Origin of the sequence: Streptomyces sp. NPDC048420, from assembly GCF_040651535.1 — a bacterium.
Taxonomy (GTDB): domain Bacteria; phylum Actinomycetota; class Actinomycetes; order Streptomycetales; family Streptomycetaceae; genus Streptomyces.
Window position 1 is genome coordinate 397,364 of record NZ_JBEZKG010000004.1, and the last position, 16,530, is coordinate 413,893.

Annotated in this window: 20 protein-coding genes and 1 riboswitch; of the genes, 11 read left to right on the top strand and 9 right to left on the bottom strand. The window is 70.9% G+C overall.

The features are described 5' to 3' along the window. Nucleotides 1-29: 29 nt before the first annotated feature. A complete protein-coding gene (locus tag AB0D34_RS09305) occupies nucleotides 30-488 on the top strand; it encodes an ATP-binding protein (protein ID WP_362658863.1) in 459 nt (152 codons plus the stop codon). 6 nt (nucleotides 489-494) lie between these two features. Here the strand turns inward: AB0D34_RS09305 and AB0D34_RS09310 are convergent, their stop codons facing one another. After that, nucleotides 495-1,409 (bottom strand): LysR family transcriptional regulator, encoded by a 915-nt coding sequence (locus AB0D34_RS09310; RefSeq protein ID WP_362658865.1) that lies wholly within the window; start codon nucleotides 1,407-1,409, stop codon nucleotides 495-497. Between the two features lie 86 nt (nucleotides 1,410-1,495). Here AB0D34_RS09310 and AB0D34_RS09315 point away from each other — a divergent pair, with 86 nt between their 5' ends. Next, the gene (locus AB0D34_RS09315) at nucleotides 1,496-2,128 is read left to right on the top strand and encodes a LysE family translocator (RefSeq protein ID WP_362658868.1); all 633 of its coding nucleotides are present in this window, start codon (nucleotides 1,496-1,498) and stop codon (nucleotides 2,126-2,128) included. Here the strand turns inward: AB0D34_RS09315 and AB0D34_RS09320 are convergent. The 4 genes from AB0D34_RS09320 to AB0D34_RS09335 form a co-directional block, all read right to left on the bottom strand. Continuing rightward, nucleotides 2,064-2,651, bottom strand: a complete 588-nt coding sequence (locus AB0D34_RS09320) for a DUF6328 family protein (protein ID WP_362659060.1) — start codon at nucleotides 2,649-2,651, stop codon at nucleotides 2,064-2,066. The two genes, AB0D34_RS09315 and AB0D34_RS09320, sit on opposite strands and share 65 nt — an antisense overlap. A 94-nt stretch (nucleotides 2,652-2,745) precedes the next feature. Further along, a complete protein-coding gene (locus AB0D34_RS09325; protein WP_362658871.1) occupies nucleotides 2,746-3,219 on the bottom strand; it encodes a C40 family peptidase in 474 nt (157 codons plus the stop codon). A 3-nt stretch (nucleotides 3,220-3,222) separates the two neighbouring features. Beyond that, nucleotides 3,223-3,434, bottom strand: a riboswitch (cyclic di-AMP (ydaO/yuaA leader). 300 nt (nucleotides 3,435-3,734) lie between these two features. Further along, on the bottom strand, nucleotides 3,735-4,040 hold the full coding sequence (locus AB0D34_RS09330) for a hypothetical protein (protein ID WP_362658874.1): 306 nt from the start codon (nucleotides 4,038-4,040) through the stop codon (nucleotides 3,735-3,737). A 7-nt stretch (nucleotides 4,041-4,047) separates the two neighbouring features. Continuing rightward, nucleotides 4,048-4,683 (bottom strand): ATP-dependent Clp protease proteolytic subunit, encoded by a 636-nt coding sequence (locus AB0D34_RS09335; RefSeq protein WP_362658877.1) that lies wholly within the window; start codon nucleotides 4,681-4,683, stop codon nucleotides 4,048-4,050. Between the two features lie 73 nt (nucleotides 4,684-4,756). Here AB0D34_RS09335 and AB0D34_RS09340 point away from each other — a divergent pair, with 73 nt between their 5' ends. Next, nucleotides 4,757-5,035: a type II toxin-antitoxin system Phd/YefM family antitoxin gene (locus AB0D34_RS09340; RefSeq protein WP_362658880.1), complete on the top strand. Its 279-nt coding sequence runs from the start codon at nucleotides 4,757-4,759 to the stop codon at nucleotides 5,033-5,035. A gap of 60 nt (nucleotides 5,036-5,095) precedes the next feature. Here AB0D34_RS09340 and AB0D34_RS09345 read toward each other — a convergent pair whose 3' ends face one another. Continuing rightward, nucleotides 5,096-6,082, bottom strand: a complete 987-nt coding sequence (locus AB0D34_RS09345; protein ID WP_362658883.1) for an ABC transporter permease — start codon at nucleotides 6,080-6,082, stop codon at nucleotides 5,096-5,098. Nucleotides 6,083-6,183: 101 nt separating this feature from the next. Here AB0D34_RS09345 and AB0D34_RS09350 point away from each other — a divergent pair, with 101 nt between their 5' ends. From AB0D34_RS09350 to AB0D34_RS09385, 8 genes are all read left to right on the top strand, one after another. Continuing rightward, the gene (locus AB0D34_RS09350) at nucleotides 6,184-6,813 is read left to right on the top strand and encodes a TetR/AcrR family transcriptional regulator (RefSeq protein ID WP_362658885.1); all 630 of its coding nucleotides are present in this window, start codon (nucleotides 6,184-6,186) and stop codon (nucleotides 6,811-6,813) included. Nucleotides 6,814-6,945: 132 nt separating this feature from the next. Beyond that, nucleotides 6,946-7,248, top strand: coding sequence for an urease subunit gamma (locus AB0D34_RS09355; RefSeq protein WP_010355509.1), 303 nt, complete (start codon nucleotides 6,946-6,948; stop codon nucleotides 7,246-7,248). An 11-nt stretch (nucleotides 7,249-7,259) separates the two neighbouring features. Next, complete coding sequence (locus AB0D34_RS09360) at nucleotides 7,260-7,571, top strand: urease subunit beta (RefSeq protein ID WP_362658887.1); 312 nt, start codon at nucleotides 7,260-7,262, stop codon at nucleotides 7,569-7,571. After that, nucleotides 7,564-9,285: an urease subunit alpha gene (locus AB0D34_RS09365; protein ID WP_362658890.1), complete on the top strand. Its 1,722-nt coding sequence runs from the start codon at nucleotides 7,564-7,566 to the stop codon at nucleotides 9,283-9,285. The genes AB0D34_RS09360 and AB0D34_RS09365 overlap by 8 nt, the downstream gene beginning before the upstream one ends. After that, nucleotides 9,285-9,962, top strand: a complete 678-nt coding sequence (locus AB0D34_RS09370) for an urease accessory UreF family protein (protein WP_362658893.1) — start codon at nucleotides 9,285-9,287, stop codon at nucleotides 9,960-9,962. Before AB0D34_RS09365 ends, AB0D34_RS09370 begins: the two co-directional genes overlap by 1 nt. Nucleotides 9,963-10,063: 101 nt before the next feature. Further along, nucleotides 10,064-10,741 carry an urease accessory protein UreG gene (gene ureG, locus AB0D34_RS09375; RefSeq protein ID WP_362658895.1) on the top strand — a complete coding sequence of 226 codons (678 nt, stop codon included), beginning with the start codon at nucleotides 10,064-10,066 and terminating at the stop codon, nucleotides 10,739-10,741. Beyond that, nucleotides 10,729-11,505, top strand: coding sequence for an urease accessory protein UreD (locus AB0D34_RS09380; RefSeq protein ID WP_362658898.1), 777 nt, complete (start codon nucleotides 10,729-10,731; stop codon nucleotides 11,503-11,505). Before ureG ends, AB0D34_RS09380 begins: the two co-directional genes overlap by 13 nt. Nucleotides 11,506-11,634: 129 nt before the next feature. Beyond that, the gene (locus tag AB0D34_RS09385; protein WP_362658901.1) at nucleotides 11,635-13,248 is read left to right on the top strand and encodes an alpha/beta hydrolase; all 1,614 of its coding nucleotides are present in this window, start codon (nucleotides 11,635-11,637) and stop codon (nucleotides 13,246-13,248) included. A 57-nt stretch (nucleotides 13,249-13,305) separates the two neighbouring features. Here the strand turns inward: AB0D34_RS09385 and AB0D34_RS09390 are convergent, their stop codons facing one another. From AB0D34_RS09390 to AB0D34_RS09400, 3 genes are all read right to left on the bottom strand, one after another. Next, complete coding sequence (locus AB0D34_RS09390; RefSeq protein WP_362658904.1) at nucleotides 13,306-14,346, bottom strand: NAD-dependent epimerase/dehydratase family protein; 1,041 nt, start codon at nucleotides 14,344-14,346, stop codon at nucleotides 13,306-13,308. A gap of 59 nt (nucleotides 14,347-14,405) precedes the next feature. Continuing rightward, complete coding sequence (locus AB0D34_RS09395; RefSeq protein WP_362658907.1) at nucleotides 14,406-15,131, bottom strand: lysophospholipid acyltransferase family protein; 726 nt, start codon at nucleotides 15,129-15,131, stop codon at nucleotides 14,406-14,408. Between the two features lie 144 nt (nucleotides 15,132-15,275). Further along, a complete protein-coding gene (locus tag AB0D34_RS09400) occupies nucleotides 15,276-16,505 on the bottom strand; it encodes a SpoIIE family protein phosphatase (protein WP_362658910.1) in 1,230 nt (409 codons plus the stop codon). Nucleotides 16,506-16,530: the final 25 nt, after the last annotated feature.

The window sequence follows — 16,530 nt, forward strand, 5'->3', positions numbered from 1 at the left end:
CGGTCCCGTGGGAAAGGGACGACGTCGCCATGGCAGACCACCTGGAAGCATCCGTCACCCTGCCGAGCGAACCCGCTTCGGTCTCCGCGGCCCGCACCTATGTCCTGAGCACACTCGCCGAGTGGGGACTGCCACCCACCACCGACACTGCCGAGACCGTCCGGCTCATCGTCTCCGAACTCACCACCAACGCCGTACAGCACACCTTCGGACAGTCACCCACCTTCACGGTGGACATCGAGCTGGACCGTGACGAACAACTGCGCATCGGCGTCACCGACAGCCACCCCCGCTTCCCCAAGCGCCTCCCGGCCGCGGTCCAGCAGGACAACGGACGGGGGATGGTGATCATCCGCTGGCTTGCCGCGGAGTGCGGCGGCAAGCTGAGAGTCAGGCCCACCCGGGAAGGCGGCAAGACCGTCTCCATCGAACTCCCTTGGACGGTACCGGCGGAGCCGGTCACGGCGGCGGGACAGCAGGAGCCGTAAGACAGGTCACAGCGGCCGCGCGCGGCCGAACGCCCCCCGCAGCAGCGCCCGGAAGGCGTCCGCGGCGGGTGCCGCCTCGCCGGTCCGGTGGACGACCGAGATCGTACGGCGCAACGCGCCACCCTCCAGCAGTCGCGTGCCCACCGGAGTGGCCGCCGTCCGCGCCACCATCTCCGGCACCACCCCGACCCCGAGCCCTGCGCTGGCCAGCGCGCACACCAGGGCGTATCCCGGAGTCGCCACCAGCACCGACGGCGTGGCCCCGGCCCGGGCCAGTACTGCCTCCACCTCTCTACGGGCCGGATGGTCCGGTGCCATGCTGATCAGCGGCTCACCGGCGAGCTCCGCGAGCGGCAGCCGCGTCGAGCCGGCGGCGAGGGCGTGACCGGGGGCCGTCACCAGGACCAACTCCTCGGTCAGCAAGGACTCTTCGCTCAAAGTGGCCGGGAGCGGAGACGGCTCCGCCGGTTCATAGGTGTGTGTCAGCGCCAGGTCGATCTCCCCGGCTGCCACCGCGGCGACCCCGGCGGGGGGTTCGTGGAAGGCGACCTCCAACTCCACGTCCGGATGGGCCCGGTGAAACGCGCTCAGCACCGGCGGCAGCAGCTGGATGCCGGCCGTCTGGAAGGTGCCCAGCCTGAGCGTGCCGCCCGACAGGCCCGTCAACCGGGCGAGTTCATGCCGGGCCCGGTCCAGTTCGTCCAGCACCCGGCGGGCCCGCGCCACCAGCAGCTCGCCCGCGCCGGTGAGCCGCGCGCCGCGGTGATGCCGTACGAGAAGAGCCGTGCCCGCTTCCCGCTCCAGCTTGGCCAGCTGCTGTGAGAGGGCGGGCGGGGTGTAGCCGAGGCGCTCGGCGGCCCGGGTGATCGAACCCGCCTCCGCGACGGCGACCAGGGCGGCGAGCCGGGTCGGGTCGTACATGCCGAGCCTGCCTAAAGGAGTGCTTAAGGGAAACACAGGTTATTCGACATACCTGCTGAAGGCTGTCCCGCGGCAGGCTGGACCGCATGAACGGACAGATCGTCGCCTTCACCGGGGTCGCCGCCGGCATGGTCGCCATGCCGGGCGCCGACTTCACGGTCGTCGTACGCAACGCCCTCATCTCCCGCCGGGCCGGAGTCGCCTGCGCCCTCGGCGTCACGGGCGGCCTGCTGCTGCACACGGCTCTCGCGGTGGCCGGGGTCGCCGCGGTGCTCACCGCCGTGCCCGCGCTCTTCCGCGTGCTTCAACTGCTCGGCGGGGGTTATGTGTTGTACCTCGGGGTGCGCACCTTGCCGACGCTGTGGAAGACACCGACGGAGACGGCCCACGCGCCCGAGTTCGCTCATGAGTCCGGCGGGCGCCCGCTGCGTCAGGGCTTTGTCACCAACGCGCTCAATCCCAAAGCGCCGATCACCTTCCTCAGCCTGCTGCCGCAGTTCGTGCCGGCCGGTGGCTCCGCGCTGCTCCGGACGCTGTTGCTCGCGCTGATCGTGGTCGTGCTCGCGCTGGTGTGGTTCCCGGCGGTGGCCGTGCTCGTGGACCGGCTGGGGCGGTGGCTGCGGCGGCCGTGGGCCGCGCGGGCTGTCGCCGGTGTCACCGGAGGCGCGTTGACGGTTCTCGGAGTGCTGCTCCTGGCCGAGCCGTTGCTCGCGGCCTGACAGGCTCGCGAGGCGGGTGCGTGCGCACTGTGCCGCCCTCCTCGGCGCGGCCCGCCCGCCGGACCAGATGGGGGAGCAGTCCCCACAGGCCCAGACACACCAGGAGGGTCGCCGAGCCCGCGGCCACTCCGCCGGCCCGGCCCGTCGTCACGTCCACGACGAGCAGCACGGACCCGGTGAACGCCGGCACCAGCACCCCCATGCCGACCGTGGCGAGCCGGGAGGACACCTGCACGATGCGGGCCTTGGCGCCCCGCTGGAAGAGCGAGCGGTGCAGGGCCGCCGGTGCGGTGAACAGGGCCGCCGCGACGACCGCGAGGAGCAGCGTGATGACGTAGGTGGCGCGCTGGAAGGTGTCGAGCGAGGGGAAGCGCTGGGTGAAGGCCAGGGTCAGCAGGAAGGCGAAGAGGATCTGGACCCCGGTCTGGGTGACCCGCAGCTCCTGGAGCAGCTCACCGAAGTTGCGGTCGGCGCGCTCCAGCGGGGTCTCGTTGCGGGCGGTGCACGGGCGGTGGTCGGCCATGGCGTCACGGGTGACCACCTGAGCCCGTGTCACGCGTCCCGGGGGACCCGAGGGGACGGCGGGAGGTCAGGTCGCCGCCGTCCCCTCGGGGGCGTCACTTGACCCGGCCGTACCAGACGCTCTTCGTCCAGATCTTCTGCAGTCTCACCACGTCCCCGGTCTTGGGGGCGTGCCAGATCTTTCCCTTCCCGGCGTAGATACCGACGTGGTAGACGTTCGAACCCGAGTGGAAGAACACCAGGTCGCCGGCCTTGCGGCTGCCCGCGCCGATGTGACGGGTCTTGTTGTACTGCTGGGCCGCCGTGCGCGGGAGCTTCTTGCCCGCCTTCTTGAACGAGTACAGCGTGAGCCCTGAGCAGTCGAACCGGCTCGGCCCCGTGGCGCCGTACTTGTACGGGGAGCCCTTCTTGGAGGCCGCGACCTTGAGTGCCTTCGTCGCCGGCGTCGCGGCGGCGGCGTCGGCTGCGACACCCGGGACCACGACGGAGCCGCCCACAGCGGCGATGGCGAAGGCCGAGGCCGTACCGGCCCGGACCATCAGCGACGGGACACGATTGAGCGCAGTCATGCGCAACCCTTCGTCAGCCGCCTGTGAAGGATGACCTGTCGGATTCGGGCTGGCGAAGTTGCCCGGCCGCTGACGCGGCTTCACCCCAAGGGCTGCTCGGACCGGTCATGGCGTGACCGTCCCGGCGACCCGTCGTGCCTGGGTCCTCCACTCCTGCCGATCCACTCCTGTCGACCGGTCATCCGGGCGGCGGCAGGACTCGGCGTCCGCCCGGATCGCCCCGTCGTTGTGGCGGGGTCTTGTCGTCAGACAGGGATCTTGACGCAAAGAAGTCCGAAAAACCCAACGGAACCGGGGATTTGTGGGGTTACTCACCACTCACTCGTTCGGGTGGACACCTGAGTGCGCGAAGGGGCGTCCGGGGCCAAAGGAGCCCCGGACCAGCACAGGAACCACTCATTCCACTCACGAACTACGCAGGTTGCGCGACCTTGACGGTCGTGAAAAAGGAGCCGCCTCTCCTCCATTAGGGGGTACGTCGTTTGGTCCGTTTCGACTCCGGTTCGGACACCACGTCAACTGTCGGGGCTCCGGGGGACGGTGACCCTCGCGGTGCGGCGCTCACCGTCCAGGACCCTCAGGGCCCGCGCCAGGGTGTCGCCGTGCAGTTCGTGCTCGCCCCGACGGTGCATCAGCACGAGCGCGTCCCGCAGCTCGGCCGCCCTGCTCACCAGCGCCTGCGCCGCGCGCAGCCCGCCGTAGGTGTCGCCGTGCCGGGCGGGGTTGATCCGGCCCAGCAGGTCGACCACGTCCAGATAACGGTCGATCAGCTCGCCCTCGGCGCGGGTGAGCGCGGGCAGCGGTGGAAGGTCCGGGATCATCTACGGCTCACCTCGCGCCCGGCGTGGTGCGGGACGCCCTGCGGCTCGGGACGATCGCGTCCACGAGGCCGTAGTCCAGCGCGCCCTGCGCGTCCAGGATCTTGTCCCGCTCGATGTCCTCGCTCACCTGCTCGGGACTGCGCCCGGTGTGCCGGACCAGCAAAGCTTCGAGGCGGGCCCGGACCCGGATCAGTTCGTCGGCCTGGATGGCCAGATCGCTGGCCTGTCCCTGCACCGGCTCGCTCAGCGCGGGCTGGTGGATCACCACCCGGGCCCCCGGAAGCACCGAGCGCTTGCCCGGGGTGCCCGCCGCCAGCAGCACCGCCGCGGAGGAGCCGGCCTGCCCGAGGCACGTCGTCTCCACGTCGCAGCTGACGTACTGCATCGTGTCGTAGATCGCCGACATCGCGCTGAACGAGCCGCCGGGGGAGTTGATGTACAGCGAGATGTCCCGGTCCGGGTCCTGGTACTCGAGGTACATGAACTGCGCCATCAGGTCGTTCGCCGAGATGTCGTCGATCTGCGTCCCGAGGAAGACGATCCGCTCCTCCAGCAGCTTCGAGTACGGATCCATCGTCTTCTGCCCGAAGCTCGTGCGCTCATGGAACTCGGGCAGGACGTAACGGGCGGTCGGTCGGGTCATGGCGTACCCCTCCTCGCTGCGGACAGCTGTCTGTAAAAAATGTACAGGACGTACGTGACGTTATGATGGGGGTATGGCCTACGAGATTCCGGTGACGCAAGCCAGGGCTGAACTCGCCGACCTGATCAACCGGGTGGTGTACGGCGGTGAGCGCGTCGTCGTCACACGGCACGGCAAGCCGCTGGTCGCCCTGGTCTCCGCGGCCGACCTCGAACGCCTCGAGGAGCTCCAGGAGCCCGTCGAGGACCAGGTGGTCAGCGCGGTCTCGACCGTGCGCGAGGTCGCGTCCGCTCCCCGCGAACAGCAGCGGTTCGGCATCGCGGCGCATCACCGGGGGACCGGGCCCTCGTAGCAACGGGTGCGCCCCCCTGCCGTGGGACAGGGGGGCGGGAGACGCGGGAAGGCTGACCGGTCAGCCGACGGGGGCGAGTTCCCGCTCGGCGGCGGAGGATTCGGTGCTCACCGCCCGCGGCTTCAGCGCGTTTCCGAGCAGTACGGCGCCCAGGCCCAGCGTGGCCCACCAGGCGAGCGTCAGGGCGGGGCCGGTCGCCGCCGCGCCGTCGAAGAACGACACCGAGCGCAGCAGGGTGGCGCTCGCGCCCGGCGGCAGCCACTGGCCGATCGTGCCGACCGGCTCGGGCAGCATCCGCGGAGCCGAGGTGGCGCCGGAGAACGGGTTGCCGAGGAACATCACCACGAACGCGACGACGCCGATCCCCGCGGGCCCGGCCAGGGCGGCGAGTCCCGCCACGGCCGCGCTCACCGCCAGCGTCGACAGGGCGAACACCCCGGCCTCCGCCCACCAGTTCCCGCCGAGCACGTCGAGCCAGCTGTGCGTCAGTGCGGCCGCGACGACACCCACCAGCACGGCGGCCCCGGTCAGCGCGCCCACCGCACGGAAGCCGCGCAGCCCGAGCAGGGTCACGACCGCGCCCGCGATGATGCCGGCCAGGGTCAGCGGCAGCACGGAGGAGCTCAGGGCCGCGCCGCGCGGGTCGCTCGCGGCGGCGGGGACGACGTCCACCGTCTTCATGGCGGTGCCGCTCACCGCGGACTGCTGGGTCATGGCCTGCTGAAGGAGCTGGGCGACGACCGGGCTCGCGGCCGAGGCGGTCAGCAGTTCGGGCCCCTGGGCGGTGACGACGACCGCGCCGTATACGGTCCGGTCCTCGATCGCGGCCCTGGCGGCGGCCTCGTCGGCGTAGCGGTGGATCTCGAAGGCGCCCTCGTGCTCCTGGAGCCGCTTCTCCACCTGGGCGGTCGCGGCCGCGGGTCCCGCCACGCCGAGCGGCAGATCGCGGGGTGCGGTGCGGGCGGCGGGCCAGGCGAAGGCCCAGAGTGCCAGAGCGGCGAGCAGCGGTACGAGGACGACGACCGCGAGCGTGCGGCGGGTGGCCATGAGGGCTCCAAAAAGAAGGATCGTTCGTTTTAGGTTCGGGAACACCGTCCCGCCGATCCCGGACCTTGTCAAGAAGGAATGTTCGTTTTAGTTTGTGGACCATGGCACGCGTATCCCAGGCCCACCTCGACGCCCGCCGCCGGCAGATCCTCGACGGCGCCGCGGTCTGCTTCGCCCGCAGCGGCTTCCATGCCACGTCCATGCAGGACGTGCTGAAGGAGGTCGACCTGTCCGCCGGGGCGGTGTACCGCTACTTCAGCGGGAAGGAGGAGCTGATCGGCGCGATCGTCGCAGAAGTGCTCGGCCAGGTCCGCGAAGGGTTCGAGGAAGCGGGCCGCAGCAGCCCGCCCCCGCCCCCGGACCTCCTGGTGGCGTCGGTGCTCGGCCGTGTCCTCGCCACCAAGGAGTCCCTGACCGTGGACGGGCGGCCCGCGTACCCGCGCCTGGTCGTCCAGGTGTGGACGGAGACACTCCGCAACGACGAACTCGCTGCCGTACTGCGGGAGGGCTACAGCTCCGTGCGCGAGGCCTGGGCCCGGATCGTCAAGGCGTACCAGGACGCCGGGACGATGCGGTCGGACGTGCCCCCGGAGTCCGTGGCCCGGACGATGATGGCGGCCGCGATGGGCTTCATCGCACAGCAGGCCCTGTTCGGGCCGACGCCCACCGAAATCCTGGGGGACGGTCTACGGGCGTTGATGAGCGTGCGCGACGAAGCTGACACGAAGTGAAGGATCACAGCTCGGTTAACTTCCCTGAAACCGGATCCAACTAGCCTGCGGATCCACGCCACCAGGGACTTTGCCCCGGGGCTGCGGCAACCGGACCCCGCACGGTCCGGAGCGAGGACTGTGAGGTGGGACGTGCAACTGACCCCGCACGAGCAAGAGAGGCTGCTGATCCATGTGGCGGCCGACGTGGCCGAGAAGCGCCGGGCCCGCGGGCTGAAGCTCAACCACCCCGAGGCGGTCGCCCTCATCACGTCGCACATCCTCGAAGGCGCGCGTGACGGCCGTACCGTCGCCGAGCTCATGGCCTCCGGACGCAAGCTGCTGACCCGCGACGACGTCATGGAGGGCATCCCCGAGATGATCCACGACGTGCAGGTCGAGGCGACCTTCCCGGACGGCACCAAGCTCGTCACCGTCCACGACCCGATCGTCTGACAGGGGCCACCGTGATTCCCGGAGAGATCCTGTTCGCCGAGGACTCGATCGTCTACAACGAGGGCCGCGAGGTCACCCGGCTCACCGTCCTCAACGCCGCCGACCGGCCCGTCCAGGTCGGCTCCCACTATCACTTCGCCGAGACCAACCCCGGCCTGGAGTTCGACCGCGCCGCGGCGCGCGGCAAGCGGCTGAACGTCGCCGCCGGCACCGCCGTGCGCTTCGAGCCCGGCATTCCGGTCGACGTGGAACTCGTCCCGCTCACCGGCGCCCGCGTGGTGCCCGGACTGCGCGGGGAGACCGGAGGTGCCCTCGATGCCTGAGATCTCTCGCGCCGCGTACGCCGACCTGTTCGGCCCCACCACCGGCGACCGCGTCCGGCTCGCCGACACCGACCTGATCGTCGAGATCGAGGAGGACCGTTCCGGCGGCCCCGGACTCGCCGGTGACGAGGCCGTGTTCGGCGGCGGCAAGGTGATCCGCGAGTCCATGGGCCAGTCGCGTGCTACGCGCGCAGACGGCACCCCGGACACCGTCGTCACCGGTGCCGTCATCATCGACCACTGGGGGATCGTCAAGGCCGACGTCGGTATCCGCGACGGCCGGATCACCGCCATCGGCAAGGCGGGCAACCCCGACACCATGGACGGGGTCCACCCCGACCTGGTGATCGGCCCCGAGACCGAGATCATCGCGGGCAACGGGCGGATCCTGACCGCCGGCGCGGTCGACGCGCACGTCCACTTCATCTGCCCGCAGATCGCCGACGAGGCGCTGTCGGCGGGTGTGACCACCCTGGTCGGCGGCGGCACCGGCCCCGCCGAGGGCTCCAAGGCGACCACCGTCACGCCCGGCCCCTGGCACCTCGCCCGGATGATGGAGGCGATGGAGCAGTACCCGCTCAACATCGGCTTCCTCGGCAAGGGCAACACCGTCTCGCACGAGGCGATGCTCTCCCAGATCCGCGGCGGCGCCCTCGGCCTGAAGCTGCACGAGGACTGGGGCTCGACCCCGGCCGTCATCGACGCCTCGCTGACCGTCGCCGACCGCACCGGCATCCAGGTCGCCATCCACACCGACACCCTCAACGAGGCCGGATTCGTCGGCGACACCCTCGCCGCGATCGCCGGCCGAGGCATCCACGCCTACCACACCGAGGGTGCGGGCGGCGGGCACGCGCCGGACATCATGACCGTGGTCTCCCAGCCGCACGTGCTGCCCAGCTCGACCAACCCGACCCGGCCGTTCACCGTCAACACCGCCGAGGAACACCTCGACATGCTGATGGTGTGCCACCACCTCAACGCGGCGGTACCGGAAGACCTCGCCTTCGCCGAGTCCCGCATCCGCCCGACCACGATCGGCGCCGAGGACATCCTCCACGACCTGGGCGCGATCTCGATCATCTCCTCCGACGCCCAGGCAATGGGCCGGGTCGGCGAGGTGATCATGCGCACCTGGCAGACCGCGCACGTCATGAAGCGGCGCCGAGGAGCCCTGCCGGGTGACGGCCGTGCGGACAACCATCGTGTACGGCGCTATGTCGCCAAGTACACGATCAACCCCGCCGTCGCCCAGGGCCTGGCCCACGAGATCGGCTCCGTCGAGACCGGCAAGCTCGCCGACCTCGTGCTCTGGGAGCCGGCTTTCTTCGGCGTCAAGCCGCATCTCGTCATGAAAGGCGGCCAGATCGCCTACGCCCAGATGGGCGACGCCAACGCGTCCATCCCGACCCCGCAGCCGATCCTCCCGCGGCCGATGTACGGGGCCATCGGACGGGCCCCCGCCTCGAACTCCTTCAACTTCGTGGCCCCCCTCGCCATCGAGGACGGGCTGCCGGAGCGGCTCCAGCTCGGCAAGCGCTTCGTGGCCATCGAGTCGACGCGCGGGGTCACCAAGGCCGACATGCGCGAGAACGACGCCCGGCCCGACGTACGGGTCGACCCCGACAGCTTCGCCGTGCACATCGACGGTGAGCTGGTGGAGGCCACCCCGGCGGCCGAACTGCCCATGGCCCAGCGTTACTTCCTCTTCTGATGTCCAGGGCTGCGCTACTCGTCCTGGCCGACGGCCGCTTTCCCGCCGGGGGGCACGCGCACTCCGGCGGGGCGGAGGCGGCGGTGAAAGCGGGGCGGATCGCGGACGCGGCGGGCCTGGAGTCCTTCTGCCGGGGACGGCTGCACACGGCGGGCCTGGTGTCGGCGGCGCTGGCCGCGGCGGCCGTACTGGGGGTCGCCCCCTCGGAGTTGGACGCGGCGGCGGACGCCCGTACCCCGTCACCTGCCCTGCGCGCCGCCGCCCGAAAGCTGGGCCGACAGCTCATGCGGGCGGCCCGGGCGACCTGGCCGTCGGACGAACTCGACGCGGTGGCACGGGAGTTCCCCAAGGGCGCACATCAGCCGGTGGTACTGGGGCTCGCGGCTCGGGCGGCAGGCCTGGAGCCCATGGACGCGGCGTACTGCGCGGCGTACGAGTGCGTGAGCGGAGCTTCCAGCGCGACGGTCCGGCTGCTGAGCCTGGACCCCTTCGATGCGACGGCGGTACTGGCAAGGCTGGCCCCGGAGCTGGACCGCGTGGCGGACAGGGCGGTGGAGGCGGCGAGCCGGGCCGCGGCCGGAGAGGGCACGGACGCCCTGCCCTCGGCGTCAGCACCGCTGCTGGAAATCGGAGCGGAGCTGCACGCGGCCTGGCCTGTACGCCTGTTCGCCTCATAAAGGGGGCCAGGTGACTTACTCAGGGGCGCGGGGAACTGCGCGACCAGCCCCCACAGACCCGCACCCGGCCACGAACCTTTGAACCCCTACAGGAGCCGCACATGCACCTCGACCACTCTCACGACGGCCCCGCCGCAGTAAGCGCCGACGCTCACCGCAAAGACGGCACCCGCAGAGCGCTCCGCATCGGCCTCGGCGGCCCCGTAGGCTCCGGCAAGACCGCCACCGTCGCCGCCCTCTGCCGAGCCCTCCGCGACGAACTCTCCCTCGCCGTCGTCACCAACGACATCTACACCCGAGAAGACGCCGAATTCCTCCTCAGGGAAGCCGTGTTGCCCCCCGAGCGCATCACCGCGGTAGAGACGGGAGCCTGCCCCCACACCGCGATCCGCGACGACATCTCCGCCAACCTCGAAGCCGTCGAGGACCTGGAGGACGAGGTCGGCCCCCTGGACCTGATCCTCGTGGAGAGCGGCGGCGACAACCTCACCGCCACCTTCTCCAAGGGCCTCGTGGACGCCCAGATCTTCGTGATCGACGTGGCCGGAGGCGACGACATCCCCCGCAAGGGCGGCCCCGGTGTCACCACCGCCGACCTCCTCATCGTCAACAAGACCGACCTGGCCCCCTACGTCGGCTCCGACCTCGCCCGCATGGCCGCCGACGCCAAGGCCCAACGCGCCGAACTGCCGGTCGTGTTCCAGTCGCTGCGCGGCGAGACCGGTGTCCTGGACGTCGCCGCCTGGGTGCGGGCGCAGCTCGCCGCGTGGACGGCGTGACCGCGGCCGTGGCCGGGGTGCGGGCCACCGCGCGGTTGGTCGCGCGGGACGACGGACGGGGCGGTACGGCCCTGCCTGTGCTGGAGAGCGACGGCCCGCTGGCGCTGCGCCGGACCCGGGGGAGCGGGGCCGAGGCTCGCGTCATGCTGGTCGGCGCGATGAGCGGACCGCTCGGCGGCGATCACTTCACCGTGGAGGCCGGTGTCGAGCAGGGCGCCCGGCTGCGCGTCGGATCGGCCGCCGCCACCATCGCTCTGCCTGGTCAGACCAAGGGCGAGGCCCGCTACGACGTCCGGCTCACCGTCGCCGAGGGAGCCGAACTGCACTGGCTGCCCGAGCAGTTGATCTCCGCCGGCGGCAGCGACCTGTACGTCACCACCCGTATCGAGGTCGGGGCGACGAGCCGGTTCGTGCTGCGCGAGGAGCAGGTGCTCGGGCGGGTGGGGGAGGAGCCCGGACGGTTGAGCAGCCGGCTCGTCCTGCGCGTCGCGGGGCGTACCGTGCTGGACCAGGAGCTGGCCTGCGGGCCGGGAGCACCGGGCGGCTGGGACGGCCCGGCGGTACTCGCGGGACATCGAGCGGTCGGCCAACTTCTCGTCGTACGGCCCGAGTTCGCCGACGAGCCGGTGACGGCACAGGTGCTCGGCGAGGGCGCCGCCCTGATGCCGCTCGCCGGACCCGCCGCCCTCGTGAGCGCCGTGGCCCCGGATGCACTGCGCCTGCGCCGGGTGTTGGACCGGGCGTTGACGGTCCTGAATGCCTAGTTCGCCCAGCGAACGAACGTTTCCGTTTATCGGATTGGCAAAGAAGACCTTCACCCCCCTGTTCACAGCGTCTCCATAGCCAGGAGGATCCCCGTACGAATCGAAACGACGTACGGGGAGGGATCCCTCTTGAGGGAGACGAGACCGAAGTGGCGGACGACTGCGCTCGGTTCGGCCGGGATGCTCATCACGGCCACACTCATATCCGGTGCCGTCGCGGCACCCGCGTCCGGCGCCAACACGCTCGCCGAGGCCACCCGGCACGGCCAGGACCGTGAGGCCGTCGGCGTCCAGATCGCCGCCGCCCGTGCCGCGAAGGCCGGCATCGACTGGGCGGACTGTCCCGCCGACTGGGGGATCGCGAAACCGGTCCAGTGCGGCTGGGTCAGCGTGCCGCTGGACTACGCCAAGCCGAACGGCAAGCAGATCAAGCTCGCCGTCGACCACATCGGCAACACCGGAACCGAGGCGGAGCGTCAGGGCGCCCTCGTCTACAACCCGGGCGGGCCCGGCGGCTCGGGTATGCGCTTCCCGCTCCGCGTCACCAGCAAGAACCCGATCTGGGCCAACGCGGCCAAGGCGTACGACTTCGTGGGCTTCGACCCGCGCGGTGTCGGCCACTCCGCGCCCATCTCCTGCATGGACCCGCAGGAGTTCGTGAAGGCGCCCAAGGCCGACCCGGTGCCGGACTCCGAGGCCGACAAGCTGGCCCAGCGCAAGCTGGCCCGTGAGTACGCCGAGGGCTGCGCCGAGCGCACCGGCAAGGCGATGCTCCAGCAGATGACCACGCCCAACACCGTGCGCGACCTGGACGTCATCCGTGCTGCGCTCGGCGAGAAGAAGCTCAACTACCTGGGTGTCTCCTACGGCACCTACATCGGCGCCGTCTACGGCACGATGTTCCCCGGCCACGTCCGGCGCATGGTCGTCGACAGCGTCGTCAACCCGTCCAAGGAGAAGATCTGGTACGAGGCCAACCTCGACCAGGACATCGCCTTCGAGGGACGCTGGAAGGACTGGGAGGACTGGGTCGCCGCCAACGACGCCGCCTTCCACCTCGGAACCACCCGGGCCGCGGTCCAGGCGAAGTGGCTCGAACTGCGCGCCACCGCCAAGAAGAACCCCATCGGCGGGGTCGTCGGCCCGGCCGAGCTGATCGGCTTCTTCCAGAGCGCCCCGTACTACGACTCCTCGTGGGTGCCGGTCGCGACGGTCTTCAGCAAGTACTTCGCCGGTGACACCCAGGCGCTCGTCGACGCGGCCGCCCCGGACCTCTCGGACACCGCGGGCAACATCTCCTCGGAGAACGGCAACGCCGTCTACACGGCCGTCGAGTGCACCGACGCCAAGTGGCCCACCAGCTGGAAGAAGTGGGACAAGGACAACACGGCGCTCAACGAGAAGTACCCGTTCATGACCTGGGCCAACGCCTGGCTGAACCTGCCCTGCGCCACCTGGCCGGTCAAGCAGCAGACCCCGGTGAACGTCAAGACCGGCAAGGGCCTGCCCGGCGTGCTGATCGTGCAGTCCGAGCGTGACGCGGCCACCCCGTACGAGGGCGGCGTCGAACTGCACAAGCGCTTCAAGGGCTCCCGCCTGATCACCGAGAAGGACGCGGGCTCCCACGGAGTGACCGGCCTGGTCAACCCGTGCATCAACACGCGGGTGGACACCTACCTGCTCACCGGCAAGCTGGACAAGGCCGACGTGACCTGCACCCCGCACGCCACGCCGAAGCCGTAACCGCTACGCCGTACAACCAGAAGGAGGGGGCGGCCCGAGCCACGGGCCGCCCCCTGCTCATGCGCCGAGCGAGTCGAGATACGCGTCCTCCGCCGCGTAGTCGAACAGGTCGCCGTAGGTCTGGAACATCCTCGGGTACGCCTGGCGCCAGTCCTGACCGGCCAGTTGCCGCTCGATCCAGGTGATGGTCTCCGGGAGCCGGTCCGCGTACCGTGCCACCACCGGGCGGTACCCCAACTCCCGTTCGGCGGCGGACATGTCGAAGACGACCGGCGCCGGCACCGACCACGGCGTGTCCCCCACGGTCGGCGAGGGCGGTGGGCCGTCGATGAGCACGCTCTGCGTCTGGACGCCCATGACAGAGTCGATCGCGGCGGCGATCTCCGCCACCGTCGGGGCGTCCGGATCCACGGCGTTCAGGGCCCTGCTGCCGGGCTTCGCGGCGGCCAGCCGGACGAGTTCGGCGATGTTGTGGACGTTCGCCGGGTGGAAGCGGCTCATGCCACCGTACGGCAGCAGGCGCCGGGCCCGGCCGTCCAGGTTGCGCTTGACGAAGTACAGCTCGCGCGGGGTCCGGCAGTGCGGTCCGTGGATCGCGCCCGCCCGCAGCAGCGTGGTGGGCAACCGGTCGCCCGCGGCCAGCAGTTCACGCTCCAGACCCGCCTTGCGGGTGCTGTACGAGGTCGCGCCCGGTGCAACCGTCCGCTGGCCCTCGTCCGCCGGCACCGGATACTCGGGGAAGCCGCCCGGCTCGCCCTGAGTGTCGAAGTTGCGGCCCTTCTCGTCCTCGTACACCGCCACGCTGGAGATCACCACGGCCGAGCCCACGCGGTCGGCCAGCGACACCAACTGCCGTGCGTGCTCCGGCCCGTAGGCCACCACGTCCACCAGGACGTCACAGCCCTCGCCCACCGCGGCGGCGAGGGCGTCGTCGTCCGCCCGGTCGGCCCGCGCGGTACGCACCTCGGCGGGCCAGCTCTCGTCCCGTCCACCGCCCCGGGAGACGGCCGTCACCTCCCAGCCGTCCCGGGCCAGCGAGCCCACCGCCGCCCGCCCGATCTGTCCGCTCGCTCCGATCACCACTGCACGTCGTGTCATGCGGTGACCGTACGGCGGTCAACTCCCTTTCCTCCAGGGGGTTCTGCCGACGGCAGACGTCAGCTCAGCGGCATCCGCGGGAACTTGCGTTCCTTCTCCTGGCGCGCGGCGGTCTCCTCCGCCTTGACCACGGCCGCGTACTGGTCGACGTACTCCTGGTCGGACAGCTTCAGGATGGCGTACATGATCTCGTCGGTGATGGCCCGCAGGATCGCCTTCTCGTTCTCCATCCCGGCGTACCGGGAGAAGTCGAGGGGCTTGCCGAAGCGGATCACCACCGGGTGGATGTTCGGGATCACCTTGCCGGGCGGCTGGGCTTCGAAGGTGCCGATCATCGCGCAGGGGATCACCGGCGCCTGGGCCTTGAGCGCCATCACCGCGACGCCGACCTTGCCCTTGTAGAGGCGGCCGTCGTGGGAGCGGGTGCCCTCCGGGTAGATGCCGAGCAGCTCGTCCTTGCGCAGCACGCCGAGCCCCTCGCGGATGGCGGCCTGGCCGGCCTCCTTGCCGGAGCGGTCGACCGGGATCTGCCCGGCGCTGCGGAAGAAGAAGGCGGTCAGGCGGCCCCTGATACCGGGGCCGGTGAAGTACTCGGCCTTCGCCAGGAAGGTGATGCGCCGCTTGAGGACCGCAGGCATCAGGAAGTGGTCGGAGAAGGAGAGATGGTTGCCGGCCACGATGGCCGCGCCCGACTCCGGGATGTGCTCCAGGCCTTCTATTCGGGGCCGGAAAACCAGTCTCAGCAACGGCCCCAACAGCACGTATTTGAGCAAGTAGTAGAACAAGAGGGGGCGCTCCTCGGTCGGGCGGACGGCTCAACTCCGCGTTCTGGCTGGTCAACCGGTGTGAGATGGGGCTGTCAGTGTAGGCGCAGGGGGCGGGGGCCGGAACAGGGCCGTTTCCGCTCCTGAACCGGTTTCCCATCGCCTTCACAACCGTACGATGACCAGTGCCGTGTCGTCGGTGGCGCCGCCGGGCGGGAGCAGTTCCGCGAGGACGGCGTCGGCCAGCTGCTCGGGATCGTCCTGGCGGTGCCGGGTCAGGGAGTCGGCGAGGCGGGCGAGGCCCTTGTCGACGTCTTCCCGGCGCCGTTCCACCAGACCGTCCGTGTAGAGGGCGAGGGTGGCGCCCTCTGCGAAGGCGGTGGTGGCCTGCGGCCTCGGAATCGGGTCGGGACGGGCGTCGAGCGGCGGGTCGGTCGCCCGGTCGAGGCATTCCACGCGGCCGTCGGCGTGCACCAGCATCGGCGGCGGATGTCCCGCGCTGCTGTAGGTGATCGTGCCGTGGTCGAAGTCGATGAAGGCGGTGACGGCGGTGGCCGACTCGGCGCCGTCGATCACATGTGCGTACCGGCCGAGCACGTCCAGGGCCTGGGCCGGGCCCTCGGCCACCCGGGAGACCGCGCTCAGGGCACTGCGCAGCTGGCCCATGACACAGGCGGCCCCGAGACCGTGGCCCACCACGTCGCCCACCGAGACTCCCACACCACGGCCGCCCACCAGGTCGACCAGGTCGTACCAGTCCCCGCAGACGTTGAGCGCGCCCACCGCGGGCCGGTAGCGGACGGCGGCCCGGTCGTGCAGGGACTGGCGGCTGGTGGGCAGCATGGCGTCCTGGAGGGCCAGCGCGACCTCGCGCTCGCGGGCGTGGGCCTGTCGCAGCTGTTCGTTGAGTTCCTGGAGCTCGCGGGCCCTTGTGTACAGCTCGGCCTCCAGCACCCGGGCCCGGCTGCCGCGCGGGCCGCCGCGGGCCCGCATCAGTTCGGTGATCTCCTCGACCCGGTGCACCAGCAGCACTACCTTGCCGTCCGGACCGAACACCGGGGCGTTGACGGGACTCCAGTAGCGCACCTGCCACTTTCCGGGGCGGCCGGGGTCCTCGACGTCGTAGCGCTGGAGGGCCATGGCGTCGCGCTCGCCGGTGTCCAGGACCCTGCGCAGTGAGGCGGCCAGGTTGCGCATGCCGGTCGCCGCCGGGTCGTTCGGGTTGTCCGGGAAGACGTCGAAGAGGTAGTGGCCCACGAGTTCCTCTCGCCGCCGCCCGGCCCCCCGAATGAACTCCTTGTTGACGTCCGTGAACACCAGCTCGGGAGTGAGGAGGGCGACCATGCCGGGCAGTGCCTGGAACACCGCCGCGTAGTCGATGGGTCTGTCGGTCATGATCGCCACCCTCCCGCCCGCCGGG

What these genes read in the sequence shown, in the direction of transcription:
- AB0D34_RS09390 (WP_362658904.1), bottom strand. Translation starts at nt 14,346, where the DNA reads ATGACACGACGTGCAGTGGTGATCGGAGCGAGCGGACAGATCGGGCGG.
- AB0D34_RS09315 (WP_362658868.1), top strand. Translation starts at nt 1,496, where the DNA reads ATGAACGGACAGATCGTCGCCTTCACCGGGGTCGCCGCCGGCATGGTC.
- AB0D34_RS09320 (WP_362659060.1), bottom strand. Translation starts at nt 2,651, where the DNA reads ATGGCCGACCACCGCCCGTGCACCGCCCGCAACGAGACCCCGCTGGAG.
- AB0D34_RS09345 (WP_362658883.1), bottom strand. Translation starts at nt 6,082, where the DNA reads ATGGCCACCCGCCGCACGCTCGCGGTCGTCGTCCTCGTACCGCTGCTC.
- AB0D34_RS09325 (WP_362658871.1), bottom strand. Translation starts at nt 3,219, where the DNA reads ATGACTGCGCTCAATCGTGTCCCGTCGCTGATGGTCCGGGCCGGTACG.
- AB0D34_RS09335 (WP_362658877.1), bottom strand. Translation starts at nt 4,683, where the DNA reads ATGACCCGACCGACCGCCCGTTACGTCCTGCCCGAGTTCCATGAGCGC.
- AB0D34_RS09310 (WP_362658865.1), bottom strand. Translation starts at nt 1,409, where the DNA reads ATGTACGACCCGACCCGGCTCGCCGCCCTGGTCGCCGTCGCGGAGGCG.
- AB0D34_RS09400 (WP_362658910.1), bottom strand. Translation starts at nt 16,505, where the DNA reads ATGACCGACAGACCCATCGACTACGCGGCGGTGTTCCAGGCACTGCCC.
- AB0D34_RS09365 (WP_362658890.1), top strand. Translation starts at nt 7,564, where the DNA reads ATGCCTGAGATCTCTCGCGCCGCGTACGCCGACCTGTTCGGCCCCACC.
- AB0D34_RS09330 (WP_362658874.1), bottom strand. Translation starts at nt 4,040, where the DNA reads ATGATCCCGGACCTTCCACCGCTGCCCGCGCTCACCCGCGCCGAGGGC.
- AB0D34_RS09370 (WP_362658893.1), top strand. Translation starts at nt 9,285, where the DNA reads ATGTCCAGGGCTGCGCTACTCGTCCTGGCCGACGGCCGCTTTCCCGCC.
- AB0D34_RS09340 (WP_362658880.1), top strand. Translation starts at nt 4,757, where the DNA reads ATGGCCTACGAGATTCCGGTGACGCAAGCCAGGGCTGAACTCGCCGAC.
- AB0D34_RS09350 (WP_362658885.1), top strand. Translation starts at nt 6,184, where the DNA reads ATGGCACGCGTATCCCAGGCCCACCTCGACGCCCGCCGCCGGCAGATC.
- ureG (WP_362658895.1), top strand. Translation starts at nt 10,064, where the DNA reads ATGCACCTCGACCACTCTCACGACGGCCCCGCCGCAGTAAGCGCCGAC.
- AB0D34_RS09305 (WP_362658863.1), top strand. Translation starts at nt 30, where the DNA reads ATGGCAGACCACCTGGAAGCATCCGTCACCCTGCCGAGCGAACCCGCT.